We start from the raw sequence: 16859 nt of genomic DNA on the forward strand, positions 1-16859 counted from the left end.
AGGGACTGACCCCAAAAAGTGAGAATTTAATAAAAAGACACCTCCATGTGCATTTGATTATATTGTGTCAAATCCAACTTGGAGGTGTTTTTATTTAGTTCTCATTTACGGGGGTCAGTGCCAAAAAACACTTGACTTAATTAATGAAAAGGGTTATACTATGTTCAAGCAAATACTTGAATGATATTGAGGTGAGAATATGATTAACAAAGATACTTGTGAAATTTATTGTTATGACGAAGAAAAGGTCAATCGAATACAAGGGAATTTACAGACAGTAGATATTTCTAGTGTTGCCCAAATGTTAACAGCTATTGCAGATAAAAATAGAGCAAAAATTACCTATGCATTGTGTCAAGATGACGAACTGTGTGTGTGTGATATTGCAAATATTATAGGTGTTACGGTTGCAAATGCCTCTCATCACCTACGAACGCTCCATAAGCAAGGGATTGTTAAGTTTCGAAAAGAGGGAAAACTTGCATTTTATTCATTAGATGATGAGCATATCAGACAAATTATGATGATTGCATTGGCACTTAAGAAAGAGGTGAAGATCAATGTCTAGTGGGAAAGCAAAACAGTTCGAAGAAGAAATGAAAGCCTATCGTGTTCAAGGATTTACTTGTACGAACTGTGCAGCCATTTTTGAAAATAATGTTAAAGAACTTCCCGGTGTTCAGGATGCGAAAGTAAATTTCGGAGCATCTAAAGTTTATGTTAAAGGGACTACAACCATTGAAGAATTAGAAAAAGCAGGAGCATTTGAAAATTTAAAAATTCGAGATGAAAAAGAACAAAGGGTAGAAGGAGAACCTTTTTGGAAGCAGAAAGAAAACATTAAGGTATATATATCAGCTCTTTTACTTGTAGTTAGCTGGTTCTTAGGAGAGCAGTATGGTGAAGAGCATGTTCTACCGACAATTGGTTATGCAGCGTCCATTTTAATCGGTGGATATTCGTTATTTATTAAAGGTCTCAAAAATTTAAGCAGATTAAATTTCGATATGAATACGCTTATGACTATTGCCATTATAGGAGCTGCAATTATTGGTGAATGGGGTGAAGGGGCAACCGTTGTTATCCTATTTGCGATTAGTGAAGCATTAGAGCGTTATTCAATGGATAAAGCACGTCAATCTATTGAATCTTTAATGGATATTGCCCCAAAAGAAGCGTTAATTCGACGAGGCAATGAAGAAATGATGATTCATGTTGATGAGATTCAAGTTGGAGACATCATGATAGTTAAGCCCGGTCAAAAGTTAGCAATGGATGGAATAGTGGTTAAAGGTACATCGACATTAAATCAGGCTGCGATTACAGGTGAAAGTGTTCCAGTAACGAAAATCACAAATGATGAAGTATTTGCAGGAACCTTGAATGAAGAAGGGTTACTTGAGGTTAAAGTAACAAAACGAGTTGAAGATACCACTCTTTCAAAAATCATTCACTTGGTAGAAGAAGCCCAAGCAGAACGGGCCCCCTCTCAAGCGTTTGTCGAGAAATTTGCAAAATACTATACACCAGCTATTGTCATACTAGCTCTTTTAATTGCAGTAGTTCCACCATTATTTGGCGGAGACTGGAGCCAATGGATTTATCAAGGATTAGCTGTATTAGTGGTTGGTTGTCCTTGTGCCTTAGTAGTCTCAACTCCAGTTGCTGTGGTTACAGCAATAGGAAATGCAGCGAAAAATGGTGTATTAATTAAAGGTGGTATCCATTTAGAAGCAGCAGGACACTTAAAAGCGATAGCCTTTGATAAAACAGGAACATTAACCAAAGGGATTCCAGCTGTAACAGACATTGTGACATATGGTAGAAATGAAAATGAATTAATAACCATAACATCAGCCATTGAAAAAGGATCGCAGCACCCTCTTGCTTCAGCGATTATGCGAAAAGCAGAAGAAAATGGATTAAAATTCAATGAAGTAACAGTAGAGGATTTTCAATCCATTACAGGTAAAGGCGTTAAAGCCAAAATAAATAATGAAATGTATTATGTGGGAAGTCAAAATCTTTTTGAGGAATTACACGGAAGCATTTCAAGCGATAAAAAAGAAAAAATTGCCGATATGCAAACTCAAGGTAAAACGGTGATGGTGTTAGGAACAGAAAAAGAAATTCTTTCGTTTATTGCCGTAGCCGATGAAATGAGGGAATCGTCTAAAGAAGTTATCGGCAAGTTGAACAATATGGGAATCGAAACAGTGATGCTAACAGGCGATAACCAAAGAACGGCAACAGCCATCGGAAAACAAGTTGGTGTTTCGGATATTAAAGCTGACTTACTTCCAGAAGATAAGCTTAATTTTATTAAAGAACTTCGAGAAAAACATCAAAGTGTGGGGATGGTCGGAGATGGCGTGAATGATGCTCCAGCCCTTGCGGCATCTACCGTTGGTGTAGCAATGGGTGGTGCTGGAACTGATACAGCTTTAGAAACGGCTGACATCGCCTTAATGTCTGATGATTTGAGTAAATTGCCATATACAATAAAATTAAGTCGTAAGGCTTTAGCAATCATCAAGCAAAACATTACCTTCTCTTTGGCGATTAAATTAGTGGCATTACTTTTGGTCATGCCCGGTTGGTTAACACTTTGGATAGCGATATTTGCTGATATGGGAGCAACTTTACTTGTAACATTAAACAGTTTACGCTTATTGAAAATCAAAGAATAGGTTCTAAAATGGTTGTACTGACCCCAAAAAGTTAGACAGAAAATCTAACTTTTTGGGTGTTTTTATTTAATTCTCATTTACGGGGGTCAGTGCCAAAGGTTATGAAGTTTGGGCAAGGAAACATAATATCGAAACAATGGCAGATTCAATAATTAAATTAAGAGAACAAGGCATTAATTCCATTACCCAGCTCGATGATCTAATCAAAAAATCTGCCGATGATAGACAAGATTTGTTAGATAAAATAAAGAACATTGAAACTAAAATGAAGAGTTTATCTCAAGATATGGAAAATATAAATACTATAAATAAGTATCGTGAAATCTATAAATACCACAAGAAAAATCTTGAAGATAAACAATTTGCAGAGGAGTATTATAGCGAACTTCCCGTATATAAAATTGCCGCTAAAGAAATTTTAGAAAACTATAAAAAGCTACCAAAAACAAAAGAAATACTATCAAACTTCGATAAATTGCAAGAAAAAAAGAACAATTTTCTGACCTTGTTCAGTATAGGAAAAACTATGAAAATTATTATGAGATAGAAGGGGAGAGATAAAAAGCTATAAGCGTTCCTTACATTTGTTAAAAATACTTAACACAATTTGTTTACAATAGTAAACTTACTTCGAACATGTTTGTTCACATCTGTAGACAACTAGGGGGAAAGGAGAATGAGCACAATAGAATTTAATACTTATATCACAGATGCAGAAGATATTTTTAACCGTATTTGCAATAAGAAAGTCGGAAATGTAATAAGAAGTATCATTGACGATCATGTTTTAAGCTTCGATGATATAGAACGACTAGAAAAAATATTAGAGATGAAAAAATCTTTCGCACTAGAAGAAGTGGATTGCAATTGTCCAGAAGGACAATGCGAATGTCATTTACATCATCATTTAGCATAAGGAGGAATTTAAAATGAATAATGACAACATGGATAAGTTAAAACACGAGCATGGAATCACAGATGAACATGGAGACCATAAGGATAAACATCAAGAACATCATGCTGGGCATGATCACAGTGGGCATGATCACAGCGGGCATAATCACAGCGGGCACAGTGGGCATGACCACAGTGGGCACGGAGGGCATGCCCACCATCATCACGGAAGCTTTAAGGAACTTTTCTTAAAGTCATTGCCACTAGGAATCATTATTATGCTCTTAGTCCCTTTGCATGGATTTGAACTACCATTCCAGTTTACTTTTCCATATTCTGATATTGTAGTAGCTATTTTATCTACTATATTAATTATTTATGGTGGACGTCCATTCTATCAAGGTGCAGTTGACGAATTTAAACAAAAAGAACCTGGAATGATGGCACTCGTTTCTTTAGGTTTAAGTGTTTCATATTCATACAGTATTTATGCTGTGATCATTACCTACGTAACGGGTGAACACTTGATGGACTTTTTCTTTGAATTTGCTTCATTACTATTAATCATGCTATTAGGTCACTGGATTGAGATGAAAGCTATTGGAGAAGCAGGAGACGCACAAGCAGCATTGGCTAAGTTAGTGCCGAAAGATGCTCACGTTGTATTAGAAGACGATTCAATTGAAACACGACCAGTTGCTGACTTACAGGTAGGTGATTTAATTCGTGTTCAAGCCGGAGAAAATGTGCCAGCAGACGGGATTATCGATCGTGGCGAATCACGTTTAAATGAAGCTCTTCTAACTGGGGAGTCAAAAGCAGTAAAAAAAGGCCCTGGTGATGAAGTAATCGGGGGCTCAACAAATGGAGAAGGGGTTCTTTATATTAAAGTGCTTGAGACAGGTGATCAATCCTTTATCTCTCAAGTACAGAATTTAATCAGCCAAGCTCAAAGTCAGCCTTCCAGGGCAGAAAATATTGCGCAAAAGGTTGCAGGGTGGCTCTTCTATATTGCTGTTATTGTCGCGCTAATTGCTTTTGTAGTGTGGATGATTATTGGAGATATCCCAACGGCAGTTATATTTACTATTACTACATTAGTTATTGCTTGTCCGCACGCATTGGGTCTGGCTATTCCATTGGTAACCGCCCGTAGCACAAGCTTAGGAGCTAGCCGTGGCTTACTAGTAAAAGACCGCCAAGCCTTAGAAATAGCTCAAGATGCAGATGTGATGATTTTAGATAAAACGGGTACTTTAACAACTGGTGAATTTAAAGTATTAGATGTAAAACTTCTTAATGACAAATATACAAAAGAGGAAATCATTGCCTTATTGGCAGGTATTGAAGGAGGATCTAGCCACCCAATTGCTCAATCAATTGTAAGTTTCGCCGAGCAGCAAAATATACGTCCAGCATCTTTTGATTCGATTGATGTGATTTCCGGTTCTGGAGTAGAGGGTAAAGCAGGTGGGCACCGTTACCAATTAATCAGTCAAAAAGCCTATGGACGTAATCTTGATATGGATACTCCAAAAGGAGCAACTCTTAGTGTCTTAGTAGAAAACGATGATGCCATTGGTGCTGTAGCTTTAGGGGACGAATTAAAACCAACAAGTAAAGAGTTAATTAAAGCTCTTAAAAAGAACAATATTCGACCAATTATGGCAACAGGTGATAATGAAAAAGCGGCTCAAGGCGCGGCAGCAGATTTAGGGATTGAATATAGATCAAATCAATCTCCACAAGACAAATATGAGTTAGTTAAAACACTTAAAGATGAAGGAAAGAAAGTTATCATGGTAGGTGATGGTGTAAATGATGCTCCTTCTCTTGCCTTAGCAGATGTTGGTATAGCTATAGGTGCTGGAACTCAAGTTGCGTTGGATTCAGCTGATGTCATATTGACTCAATCCGATCCAGGAGATATTGGATCATTCATTGATTTAGCACACAAAACAACTCGTAAAATGAAACAAAACCTATTTTGGGGAGCTGGTTATAACTTTATAGCTATCCCTCTAGCTGCAGGAATTTTGGCTCCTATTGGTATCACATTAAGCCCTGCATTAGGAGCAATCCTAATGTCTGTGTCAACAGTCATCGTCGCCATTAATGCTATGTTATTACGTTTAGATCCAAAAAATAACGGTTAACAGATTGAATGATTGAAACTCCTTAAAGTATCAAGATATAATAGTTTTACAGGAGAAAAAGAGATGTAAGTACTGGCTCTTTGTAAAATCGTGTTGGTAGAAGTAGACGATTTTTAATTTATTACGGTAGCAAACTGGTTTTTACATAAAGTAATTGATAAACCCAATATAGATCAGAAAGAATTACTTGAAGCTACCGCACAATATAGAAAGTTATTGATACCTGACCTAATAATTAAAGGAGTGGGATTGATTCTATCCTTAATTCTCTATCCTCCGATTATGATGTATAGTGTTTTAATTGCGGCATTTTACATCATAACTTTAAAAACACTATCTGAAAAAAGAGTGAATAACTAAAAAACGGTGACCAAAGTTAGGTGTATTATTTTAACACTTACAGACCTAAACTATTCCCCTATTTATAATCTATTGATTCATATTTTATGAAATTAATCAGTAGATATCGTTCTGAAAAGCCTTGATAATACGCTGTTTTTAGTCCAACTGGAATCCATACTTTCCAAACTAGGCTTGAAAAAGGCCCGTAAAGCGACACAATTTAGTAAACGTTAAAACTTATTTACATTTATTAAAAGCATTTCGTATCAAAAATACGAGATGCTTTTTTCTAGCTTAATTTTACAAATTGGATTTTGAAGGACACCATGGACCTATTTTCAAGTTGATAACGACTACAAATTTGTTCTGGAGACCATGAAGATTGTAATCGCTCTTTAATTTCCTACTTCAATTCACAGGAGTCTAACTCGATTTTCTTCCCTTCTGCTTCGCCAATTGTTCATTGTGTGTTTGTGCTGCTTGTGCAGAGTAAGTGTCATTACCACACTTAATTCTCTTGAGAAGGTTGATTTGTGAACGCCTAATTTTCTAGCTATTTGGCAGGGTTTGAGACCTAATTCTAGGTAAGTCTCTATCTTAATTCGCTCAATTATGGTAATATGATGGTAGCTTATAGATTTCTCCCGTGTTCTGTTTAGTGTGGTTACTTACAGTTTACACGAGATTGGGCTCTATGAGTTTTTTGTTGCACTATATTTTACCATTTATCAAATATAAAAAAGTAAGCTCAGAAAATCTCTGATCTTATTCTCATATCTCTCCAAACAACTTCCGTAAAATTTTCGGTGTGATACGTTGTCCTGGCCCTACGTAAGTATAGGCGTGCAGGTACATGGCAGGATTGAAGTTGAGTTCGATACAGGTGCAATTTGGTAGCTCCTTACTAGCAGGCTTGGTGTAGTCTGGGATAATCAAATCGACTCCACAGGCCCAAGCCCCCATAGCAGTCGCCATATCGGCAGCTAGTTGTTTGTAACTCTCGCCCATCTGGTCAGTCATGTCAATGGAGTCGCCTCCAGTTGAGATATTAGAATTACCACGCAGAAAGGTTTGGCTACCTTTAGGCAAGACTGTATCAGGTGTGTAACCCTGCTGTTCCAACATGAGTAATTCAATATCACCCAGATTGATGATTTCAAGAGGTGAGCGATGGTCGCGACCACGCAGAGGGTCTTGGTTTTTCTTTTCGACTAATTCTCGGATGCTTGAGCTTCCGTCGCCTACGACATTGGCCGCGACGCGGAGCAGGACAGCCTCGCATTTTCCATCCAAGATAAAGAAACGGTACTCGGTCCCTGCCACAAACTCCTCGACTAGCACATGGCTATCTTCCGAAAAGGCGATGTCTAGGGCTTTTTCATAGCCAGAAAGGCTTGTTGGCTCTTGGAAGATGGAAATGCCCAGACCGAAGTTGGTGGATTTGGGTTTGACAACAATAGCAGAGTTGGCTATTTGTCCGTAGTACCGCAAGGCATCGTCCTTGTTAGCAAATTCTGCTCCCGCAGGTACTGGAAAACCAGCCTTGTCCAAAATCTTTTTGGTCACAACCTTATTAGCCATGGCCAGTGGAATTACGTAGTTATCTTTGGATGTCATGTTGCCATTTTTAATGTACTCCACATGGTCACCATGCCAGAGTTTGAGAAATTGGTCTTCCTCATCTAAAATTTCTACGTTCAAGCCCAGCTGAATGGCGTCAAAGAGAATCATTTGGGTGGAGAGTTCCATGTTTTCATAGCCTTTGAGGGCATAAGGTGCTGTCCAAGCATAGTCATGAAAGGCTTGTCCTTGTTGTTGGCCAAATTTTTCAAGGGACCCTTCTTCAACCTGCTCTGCTATTTTTCCAGAAAGGGTCAAACGTGGATCAAGAAGAGAGGCCTCCACCTTAGTGATAAGCTGGCTATAATAGTCATCCAGTCCAAAGTGAGCGACGATGTCCTTCATGGCTGTCACGATAGGTTTAGGGTCAGCCTCTTTAGGAAGTGGTGTGTGGGGATGGCTGAGAGCGATTTGGTTGTTGAGAGTAGCAGCTACTGCCAATTCTTCGTCGACTTGCTCCATGTCGTCTAGCCACAAGAGTGCGAGTGCAAAGAGGTGGGTGGTGTCTAGTGTTTCTTGGCTGATTGCCAGTGGCTCAAAGGGGTTGAGGTCAAAGTTGCGGAACTCTAGATAGGAGATGCCCTTAGTCAAAAAGTCCCGGCTAGTCTTAGCACCGCGTAAACGGATGGCAGAGTAAAATTCTTTTTCAGAGGACAGTTGCCCAGATCCAACAGCGTTTTCGATGTCGGTCACGTATTGCTCCAGTGAAGAGAAGGAAATGTGAACATCGGGGGCATTGACATAGCCGTAGTTGGAGTTACGAATCGACCGCACGCAACCAATTTCATCTGTCAAAAACCCTTTTTCTGCTAGCGGGCTTGCTCCGTAAAGGTAGGTCAAGAGCCAGCGATAACACAAGAAGTTCTGAGCTAACTTGAGATAGAGGGCATTCTTGAAGGTCAGTAAATCGTCATAGTCACTGACTTCAAAGAGCTGCTGGGTCAGATCTTTGCCGAGTCCAAAATTATAGTGAATTCCAGATATGGACTGGAGCAATTTGCCGTAGCGTTCTGCCAAACCAACTCGGTATTGATACTCGTAGTCACTTTCCAACTGGGCAATCTGAATCTCTTCTTCTACAATCACAGGTGGCATGGATAAAGGCCAAAGATATTCTGACTTATCCATTGAGCGAATAGCCACATCGGTGATGGCCCCGAGGAAGCGACGAGCTTCCGTGGTCGACTGTGCTACCGGTGTAATGAGCTCTAGTTGAGGTTCGCTATAATCTGTCTGGATATAGGGATGGAAACTGCGAGAACCCAATTTTTCAGGGTGTGGCGTTTGAGCGACACGGCCTTCAGTATTGATTCGTAGAGATTCGCGCTCCAGACCAAAGGTAGCTTGTAAGATGGGAGTATTTGGGGATAATTTTTGAAATACGTTTGATAGGTTCATGATTGGGCCTCGAAATAACTAGTTTCTCTATTATTTTATCAGTTTGTTAAATAAACTCAACTTTCTGCTACGGAGATGGAGAAGGAAATGCTCGGACGAATTGACTATTTACTTGCATTAAATATAAGCAAAAGCATTAGTAGAAGTATTGAAACTACACCTAATAGTTTTTTCCCCACACTCAATCTCTCATTTCTGTCTTTTTTTCGTAGACAGTTATAAAGTCGATCAGAATAAACCTTGTAAGTGTATAAGTTAATTCTTACAGACCTAAACTATTCCCCTATTTTAAAGATATTGATTCATATTTTATGAAATTAATTAGTAGATATAGTTCTGAAAAGCCGTTATATTACGCTGTTTTTAGTCCAACTGAAATCCATACTTTCCAAACCAGGCTTGAAAAAAGCTCGTAAAGCATCACAATTTAGTAAACGTTAAAACTTATTTAAACTTATTGAAAGCATTTCGTATCAAAAATACGGGATGCTTTTTCTGTTCACCCCAAATTTTTGTAACTAGGTGATACTTGAAATTAATACAAATTTGGTTGTTTTTGATAAATCTAAGCAACACTACATGATGAAGTGAAAGGGGATGAATCTTTGATAGTATTCACTTATTGTGAAATATGATATATTTATTAATTAGATGGATGAATACTTCTAGAGTTAAATATAGTATAATAGGGACATACTTTTTGGTTTATTTTTGTTTGTAGTCGGATTATGAAAGAATATCCAATATTATGCGATAAGATAGAATGTTACAAAAAAGAAAGGGGATGCAATCCGATGAAGAAAGACAGATTAATTGTATTGACAGATGCTGTTCTAGCAATTATTATGACCATCTTGGTTTTAGAGTTAGAAAAACCAACAACACCAAGTCTTGAAGCTTTTTGGGATTTACGGCAAAATTTCTTTGCTTGTTTTCTTTCCTTTTTCTGGTTGGGATCGTTATGGATGGCACTAAACACATTATGGGAAAAGGTTGAGAAAATTTCCTCAGAAATTATTTGGTGGAATTTGTTTCTACTCTTGGAGCGGCAGGAGTTCTCTTTGGAGAATTTCATGCCATCCAAGATACCAGTCTGAATGATGTGGTGGACCGGATCTATATAAATGTCAAGGATTTACCGTTTCAGTCCTTGGGAGCTTTAGCTAATATCCTGTCTGATATTAAGAAGGGACTGATTCAAGACAGTCATATCTGGTCTTTCTTCCAGTCATTTTTCAAACAATATCAGTTGATAATCAGCTTAAATCAGATCTATCAGTTTGTCTATCTTTCTCTGATGGAGATCATGTCCTATCTTCACTTTGATTATTGGAAAAAAACGGCTCGGTCAGGAGCTAGTATGAATAAGGAGAACAAATGAAACGTTTAAAAATGTTATGGCATATTATGCAGGTTACGGGTTTTACTCGGTTTGCTCTGAGTTTTGTGACCTTTGTTTTTGGGTCAGGAGGCGTGCTTTTCCTAGTTGAACCTGCTATCACAAATTACGGAGACGGTCTTTGGTATGCTTTTGTGACTTCGACGACTGTCGGCTACGGGGATCTCCTAGCTGTGACCTTGATTGGAAGGATTACCAGTGTCTTCTTGACGCTTTATGGGCTCATATTTTTTGGCTGTTTATCAGCTGTTATTTTTAATTATTATACCAATTTAAATAAGGAAAGAGGAGAGGACAAATGACTGCCAATTATTCAACACGGGAATACCGTGAGAAATTATACGATGACCTTCATGTTCGATTGAGAGATACAGCGATTTTGATGTGTGCAATTTTTATTGCCTCTATCGGACTAAATATGAATTCAACAGCTGTCATTATAGGAGCCATGTTGATTTCACCTCTCATGACACCGATTGTTGGACTGGGATTCGGTTTAGCTATTTTTGATACGCGTTTAATCAAGCAATCTCTAGAGGTTTTATTGACTCAAGTGTTGGTCAGTTTGCTTGTCTCGACTCTGTATTTCTGGATTTCTCCCTTGTCTTATGCAAGTAGCGAGTTGATTGCACGAACCTCTCCAACCATTTGGGATGTCCTCATTGCTATTGCTGGTGGGATTGCTGGTGTGATCGGTTCAAGGAAAAAAGAAGCAAACAATATCGTGCCAGGAGTAGCCATTGCTACAGCTCTGATGCCACCTATCTGCACTGCAGGCTATGGTTTAGCTAATGGGAATGTACGATTTTTATTTGGGGCCCTTTATCTTTTCTTGATCAACTGTGTCTTTATCATGCTAATCAACATTGTTGGAACAAGAATTTTGATGAGAAAATCTCCTTTAACTTCATTTAAAGAGCTGAGCATTAAAATGAGAATTGGCTTGATTTCTTTGATTGTATTGTTGATTCTTCCAGCTAGCTATTCAGCAGTCACTCTGACGATGGATCAAGCGCGAAAAGAAGGAATCAAACAGTTTGTAGGAAATGAATTCGCCAATCATACGGTCATTAATCAAGTCTACAAGTCAAGTAATAATGAATTGGTATTGACGGTTGTTGGAGATCCGATTTCAGAAGAAGAATTAGAAACACTCCACCAAAAACAAGCCTCTTACGGTATTCAATCTGTTCAATTGAAAGTGAATCAAGTTCAGAACTCGCCAACATTAGATAGTGAAGCGACCAAGGAATTTTATGAAAACATTGACAAGTATATTGATCAAAAACTCTCTGAAAAAGATTCACAAAACGATCTCGTAAAAGAAAATGAAGCAGACAAGGATTGAGGACAATGAACTGAATCGGTTTTTACGCCGTGTTTTTCTTGTATCTTCCTCTTTCTTACTTATAGCAGGTTGTTTTTGCTTGAATAAGAAATAAATTAGAAGTTCTATCATCTAAGAAAAATGATGAAAAAAATCATTTAACTAATGGTGTGAACGTTTAGTGTTTATCAGCTCCATTCTCTGTAATTTTGGGGGTAAAATCCACACCATTTAGATAAAATTAGTTGAATTTGATTGGAAAAACGCTTTTATAAAAGCGGAGAAAAGTCTTGATATTACGCTGTTTTTAGTCCAACTGAAATTCATACTTTCCAAACCAGGTCTTAAAAAAACTCTAGCTATCAGGTAGTTGATAGTTAGAGTTTTTTCTATTCATATGATTTAATGAGATTAAATAAGGCTTCTACTTCTGATGACAGTGTAGCCGATTTGAGATAAGCGTAATAAACTGTAAATGTTATCTGGTCCTCAGGTATTAGAGGGATTTTTATTAAATCATCATCTTCATCAGAAAGTGCGATATCAGCCAGCAAACTAAGGCCAATCCCTTTCTTTAAAAGTTCTTTAATGATGACAATGTCGTCACTCTTGAAGAATATTTCTGCCTTGTTTTGATGCTTTTGATTAAGTAGTTCAAAAGCTTTCAGGTGAACAAAGTGTTCGTCTAAGAGTATAAAAGATTGATCTACTAATTCTTCAAAAGCGAGGGAAGGAGCAGTAGAAAGAGGATGGTTCTTAGATAAAACGACATACAGTTCTTTATGAAAGAGCTCATGTGTCTCTATTGAAGGATGATTGAGTGGTTTAATCAAGCCGAGTAGGCTTGCATCAAGGTCTCCTTTGAGGAGAAGATTTAATAACTCTACGGAGCCACCGCGGATAGGGCGTACTTTTTTTAAAAAATCGAATTTATCTTTTTCGTTTAAGGCAGCAAAGAGATACTGAATGATAATAGGAGGAAATCCTACAGTAGAGTATTGGGCCAAGGAACGATTGATTTCTTTGCGAGTAGAAATAACCTCAGGTAAGATCTTTTCTGTATGCTTTAGAAGGATTTGTCCTTGAGGAGTTAGTTTGAAGGAACGATGCGAGGGATCGTGGTGAATCAATTTGCAATTAAAAGATTCCTCTAAGCGTTTGATGGCATAAGAAATAGATGGTTGGCTGACTTTGTGTTGTTTTGCTACTTCCGTATAGGATTGAAGCTGGCAGAGGTCATAAAAATATTGTAGATCTTTTAAATTCATATGGGCTCACTTTCATTAGTTGGAGAAGGAAAATAAGTGGAAATCACCAGATAAATAATTTTTATCCGTATCCCACAATTTGACTATACGAGTATTCGCCGGTTAAAATGTAAGTGAGTCAGGGATATCAAAGGTTATCTAAGATACTTTCAAAAATGACCAACATCTTTTCTCGTTTATCAATAGGGAGCTGTTTAATCTTCATGTTGATTCTTTTGAGTGAAAGATTATCGGTCTTATCAGAGGTTGATTCAAGGCTATCAAAATTGAAAAATTCCTCTGGGGTCATCTTTAGGGCGACAATCACTTTTTCAAGACTGTGAATGGTCAGATTCACATTTTGGTTTTCAAGTTGATTGATATACTTAAGCCCGAGCCCCGCTTGTTCCGAAAGTTCTTCCTGGCTCATTTTTTTCTGTGTTCGAAAATATTTCACTTTTTGGGAAATATATTGTTGTAAATAGTTTTTATTCGTCATATAAATAGAATACAAGTTTTGCATGACAAAAAAACATCTTAAAAAATACAAAGTATTGTATAACAAACTTATATAATATTTATTTTAATTCGGATTGCCAATTTGTATGATTAGTTTCTTTTGCTCGAAACTTTTAGTAAAGAGTGATCATCGAGAGTTTTATGAGTTCAGAACTTTATAAAATATAATAACTTAAAGTGCCATTAACAATAGTGTTTTAAGTATAAAAGAGCTTATTAGAAAATTGTCTTCGTAGATTCATTATAACATATGCGTACACAATAGTATTTTTTAAACAACAAAGTTTTCCAAACAATTCATTTTAAGTGGTATAATAGAAGTAAAAAGGAGGTTGCACTATGACTGCACATGATATTTTAAACAACCCTTTCCTCAATAAAGGGACTGCCTTTACCTTAGAGGAGCGAAAGGAACTAGGTCTTATTGGTTTACTGCCACCGTATGTTCAAACGATTGAAGAGCAAGCGGCGCAAACTTATGCACAAATGCAAACAAAAGCCAATGATTTGGAAAAACGTCTTTTCCTAATGGAAATTTTTAATACCAACCGGACTCTTTTCTATTACCTCTTTTCTCAACATTTGGAGGAATTCAATCCAATTGTATACGATCCAACCATTGCAGATACCATTGAAGGCTATAGTGACCTCTTTGTAGATCCCCAATATGCGGGATATCTTGATATCAATCATCCTGAAAATATTGAAGCCACTTTGAAAAATGCTGCTGGGGATCGCGAGATTCGTCTCATTGTTGTAACAGATGCAGAAGGAATCCTTGGAATCGGTGACTGGGGAACAAATGGTGTCGATATTTCTGTTGGGAAATTGATGGTCTACACGGGTGCTGCTGGAATCGATCCTTCTATGGTCCTTCCTTTAGTTATTGATGCAGGAACTAACCGTGAAGAACTTCGTAACAACCCTAATTACTTAGGAAATCGTCACGAACGGGTTCGCGGAGATCGTTACTACGACTTCATTGACCAATTTGTTCAAACAGCAGAACGTCTCTTTCCTAAACTCTACCTTCACTGGGAAGACTTCGGCCGCTCGAATGCTGCCAATATTCTTGAAAAATACCGGAAACAAATTCCAACTTTTAATGATGATATTCAAGGTACAGGAATTGTTACCCTAGGTGGTATCTTTGGTTCACTGGATATTAGTGGTGAAAAATTAACAGATCAAGTTTATCTCTGCTATGGTGGTGGTACTGCGGGTGCAGGAATTGCCGCTCGTGTTCTTCGTGAAATGGTAAGTGAAGGTCTTTCTGAAGAAGAAGCCTATAAACGTTTCTTTATGGTTGATAAACAAGGTCTTCTCTTTGATGACATGGATGACTTGACACCAGAGCAAAAACCATTTGCTAAGAAACGTGCTGACTTTAGTAACGCAGACAAGTTGACTGACCTGCTTGAAGTAGTGAAGACTGTGAAGCCAACCATTCTTGTAGGAACTTCGACTCAGCCTAATACCTTCACTAAAGAAATAGTAGAGGCTATGTGTGAAAATACAGAGCGTCCGATGATTTTCCCTTTGTCAAATCCAACCAAACTAGCTGAAGCTAGTGCCAAAGATTTGATTGAATGGTCAGATGGCAAAGCTTTTGTCGCAACAGGAATTCCTGCTGATACGGTTCCTTATAAAGGTGTCGACTATGTGATTGGTCAAGCCAATAATGCCTTGATTTACCCAGGTCTTGGTCTAGGTATGCTGGCTTCTGAAGCAAGTCTTTTGACTGATGAAATGATCGGAGCAGCGGCTCATTCATTGAGTGGTATTGTCAATCCAGGCCAACCAGGAGCTCCTGTCTTGCCACCATTCAAGTATGTAGCAGATGTTTCTATTAAAGTAGCAGAAGCAGTCGCTAAAAAAGCACAAGAGCAAGGTCTTGCGCGTGCTAAGGAAACAGATATGGCCAAAGCAGTTCGTGATTTGAAGTGGTATCCAGAGTATAAATAATTCATTGTTGCTGTCTATCCTTCACTAGCGACAGATTTGTATAGGCTGTGGACTTAAGTAATTTAGAAAGGATACCTATGTCACTCTTTTTAACCTCGATTACGAGTATCATTCCGATTATCGCTATCATTGTTTTGGGGTATATTCTTCAGGTGAAGGGATGGTTTGGAGATGCCTTTGGACCTAACCTATCTCGTTTAATCATGAATGTAGCCTTGCCAGCGTCAATCTTTGTGTCGGTGATGAAATACCTAACACTAGATAAACTAATTAGTCTTTCTGGAGGTCTCCTTTATACATTTGTGGCCTTTATCTTGGGCTATATTGTAGCTTATATTGCAGTTGTGGTTTTTAAGGTTCGTCCAGGACGGCGAGGAACCATGATTAATACCTTTGTGAATGCCAATACTATTTTTATTGGTTTACCTTTAAACGTTGCTCTTTTTGGGGATCAGGCTCTTCCTTATTTCTTAATTTACTATATCACCAACACGATTTCCACCTGGACATTGGGCGTGTATTTGATGACGAGTGACAGTAAATCGGGTCAAAGCAAGGAGACAAGTAAATTTGACTGGAAGAAATTGCTACCAGCTCCGCTTGTAGGTTTTCTTGTGGCTCTGCTATTTTTGATTCTCCGAATCTCTATTCCAGATTTCGCAACGAATACCTTAACCTATGTTGGAAATATCGTCACTCCTCTATCTCTGATTTATATTGGTATCGTTCTTGCAAAGGCAGGCTTGAATACTATTACTTTTGATAAAGATACAATTGTCACTTTAGTTGGGCGCTTTATCCTAGCTCCTCTAATCATGCTTCTTGTATTGAAGTTCTTTGCACCAAATATGGAGACAGTAGAATTTAAGACCTTTATGATTCAGTCCGCGACACCAGCTCTAGCTGTTCTCCCGATCCTTGCTAATCAGGGCAAAGGAGATGTGGAATTCTCTACGAATGTGGTGACTCTAAGTACGGTTCTATTTATCGTTGTTATTCCAATATTACAAACTTTGTTAGGATAAGAAGGAAGAGGATAGGATTGAAAGTTTTGCGTTAAGAAATTGCACTATTATAGATATCTCTATTCCTATTTCTTGGAATCGAAATCAGAAGAAACTCTTCTGATGGTTGCTATCGAGTGATTTTGAGCTTTCCTAAAAGCCAGACTTTTCAAACCAGGATTGAAAAAAGCTTGTAAAGTATTACAATTTAGTAGACGTTCTTCGAAAGAATGACTATATTTACAAAGAACACCTTTCGTGGTGTTCTTTTTTAATCCTCAATAGAGAGTTCACCCCC

Annotated in this window: 12 protein-coding genes and 4 pseudogenes; 12 read left to right on the forward strand and 4 right to left on the reverse strand. The window is 37.9% G+C overall.

The genetic code is table 11. From position 1 onward, the window contains the following. The first annotated feature begins 199 nt into the window (after positions 1-199). From SPAR10_RS03645 to SPAR10_RS11325, 6 genes and pseudogenes are all read left to right on the forward strand, one after another. Positions 200-568, forward strand: coding sequence for an ArsR/SmtB family transcription factor (locus SPAR10_RS03645; protein WP_002926021.1), 369 nt, complete (start codon positions 200-202; stop codon positions 566-568). Next, on the forward strand, positions 561-2690 hold the full coding sequence (locus tag SPAR10_RS03650; RefSeq protein WP_002926019.1) for a heavy metal translocating P-type ATPase: 2130 nt from the start codon (positions 561-563) through the stop codon (positions 2688-2690). Before SPAR10_RS03645 ends, SPAR10_RS03650 begins: the two co-directional genes overlap by 8 nt. 88 nt (positions 2691-2778) lie before the next feature. Continuing rightward, positions 2779-3251, forward strand: a pseudogene (locus SPAR10_RS03655) (hypothetical protein); the annotation flags it as partial. A gap of 151 nt (positions 3252-3402) precedes the next feature. Next, positions 3403-3606 (forward strand): annotated as a pseudogene (locus SPAR10_RS03660) (CopY/TcrY family copper transport repressor); the annotation flags it as partial. A gap of 13 nt (positions 3607-3619) precedes the next feature. After that, entirely contained in the window at positions 3620-5740 is a 2121-nt protein-coding gene (locus tag SPAR10_RS03665; protein ID WP_004250845.1) for a heavy metal translocating P-type ATPase, read from the forward strand. Positions 5741-5863: 123 nt separating this feature from the next. Continuing rightward, positions 5864-6100 (forward strand): annotated as a pseudogene (locus tag SPAR10_RS11325) (TMEM175 family protein); the annotation flags it as partial. Between the two features lie 295 nt (positions 6101-6395). Here the strand turns inward: SPAR10_RS11325 and SPAR10_RS11330 are convergent. Beyond that, a pseudogene (locus tag SPAR10_RS11330) lies at positions 6396-6717 on the reverse strand (transposase); the annotation flags it as partial. A gap of 136 nt (positions 6718-6853) precedes the next feature. Then, on the reverse strand, positions 6854-9100 hold the full coding sequence (gene gshAB / locus SPAR10_RS03670) for a bifunctional glutamate--cysteine ligase GshA/glutathione synthetase GshB (protein WP_001054315.1): 2247 nt from the start codon (positions 9098-9100) through the stop codon (positions 6854-6856). 794 nt (positions 9101-9894) lie between these two features. Here gshAB and SPAR10_RS0101850 point away from each other — a divergent pair. The 4 genes from SPAR10_RS0101850 to SPAR10_RS03680 are packed head-to-tail and all read left to right on the forward strand — an operon-like array spanning position 9895 to position 11847. Further along, entirely contained in the window at positions 9895-10197 is a 303-nt protein-coding gene (locus tag SPAR10_RS0101850; RefSeq protein WP_006151097.1) for a TMEM175 family protein, read from the forward strand. Further along, positions 10122-10481 (forward strand): hypothetical protein, encoded by a 360-nt coding sequence (locus SPAR10_RS0101855; protein WP_000397555.1) that lies wholly within the window; start codon positions 10122-10124, stop codon positions 10479-10481. The genes SPAR10_RS0101850 and SPAR10_RS0101855 overlap by 76 nt, the downstream gene beginning before the upstream one ends. Next, positions 10478-10801 (forward strand): potassium channel family protein, encoded by a 324-nt coding sequence (locus tag SPAR10_RS03675; RefSeq protein ID WP_004250850.1) that lies wholly within the window; start codon positions 10478-10480, stop codon positions 10799-10801. Before SPAR10_RS0101855 ends, SPAR10_RS03675 begins: the two co-directional genes overlap by 4 nt. Then, positions 10798-11847 (forward strand): DUF389 domain-containing protein, encoded by a 1050-nt coding sequence (locus tag SPAR10_RS03680; protein WP_004250851.1) that lies wholly within the window; start codon positions 10798-10800, stop codon positions 11845-11847. The genes SPAR10_RS03675 and SPAR10_RS03680 overlap by 4 nt, the downstream gene beginning before the upstream one ends. Before the next feature lie 368 nt (positions 11848-12215). On the opposite strand, the gene SPAR10_RS03685 is transcribed toward SPAR10_RS03680, so the two are convergent. Together SPAR10_RS03685 and SPAR10_RS03690 are read right to left on the reverse strand one after the other, a co-directional pair. After that, a complete protein-coding gene (locus SPAR10_RS03685) occupies positions 12216-13094 on the reverse strand; it encodes a LysR family transcriptional regulator (protein WP_004250854.1) in 879 nt (292 codons plus the stop codon). A 127-nt stretch (positions 13095-13221) separates the two neighbouring features. After that, positions 13222-13572 carry a helix-turn-helix domain-containing protein gene (locus SPAR10_RS03690; RefSeq protein WP_004250856.1) on the reverse strand — a complete coding sequence of 117 codons (351 nt, stop codon included), beginning with the start codon at positions 13570-13572 and terminating at the stop codon, positions 13222-13224. Between the two features lie 359 nt (positions 13573-13931). Here SPAR10_RS03690 and SPAR10_RS03695 point away from each other — a divergent pair, with 359 nt between their 5' ends. Together SPAR10_RS03695 and SPAR10_RS03700 are read left to right on the forward strand one after the other, a co-directional pair. Next, the gene (locus tag SPAR10_RS03695; RefSeq protein ID WP_004250858.1) at positions 13932-15557 is read left to right on the forward strand and encodes a malolactic enzyme; all 1626 of its coding nucleotides are present in this window, start codon (positions 13932-13934) and stop codon (positions 15555-15557) included. A gap of 77 nt (positions 15558-15634) precedes the next feature. Beyond that, positions 15635-16582 carry an AEC family transporter gene (locus SPAR10_RS03700; RefSeq protein WP_004250860.1) on the forward strand — a complete coding sequence of 316 codons (948 nt, stop codon included), beginning with the start codon at positions 15635-15637 and terminating at the stop codon, positions 16580-16582. The last annotated feature ends 277 nt before the right edge of the window (positions 16583-16859 follow it).

The organism is Streptococcus infantis SPAR10 (assembly GCF_000279535.1).
In the GTDB taxonomy this organism is placed as follows: domain Bacteria; phylum Bacillota; class Bacilli; order Lactobacillales; family Streptococcaceae; genus Streptococcus; species Streptococcus infantis_I.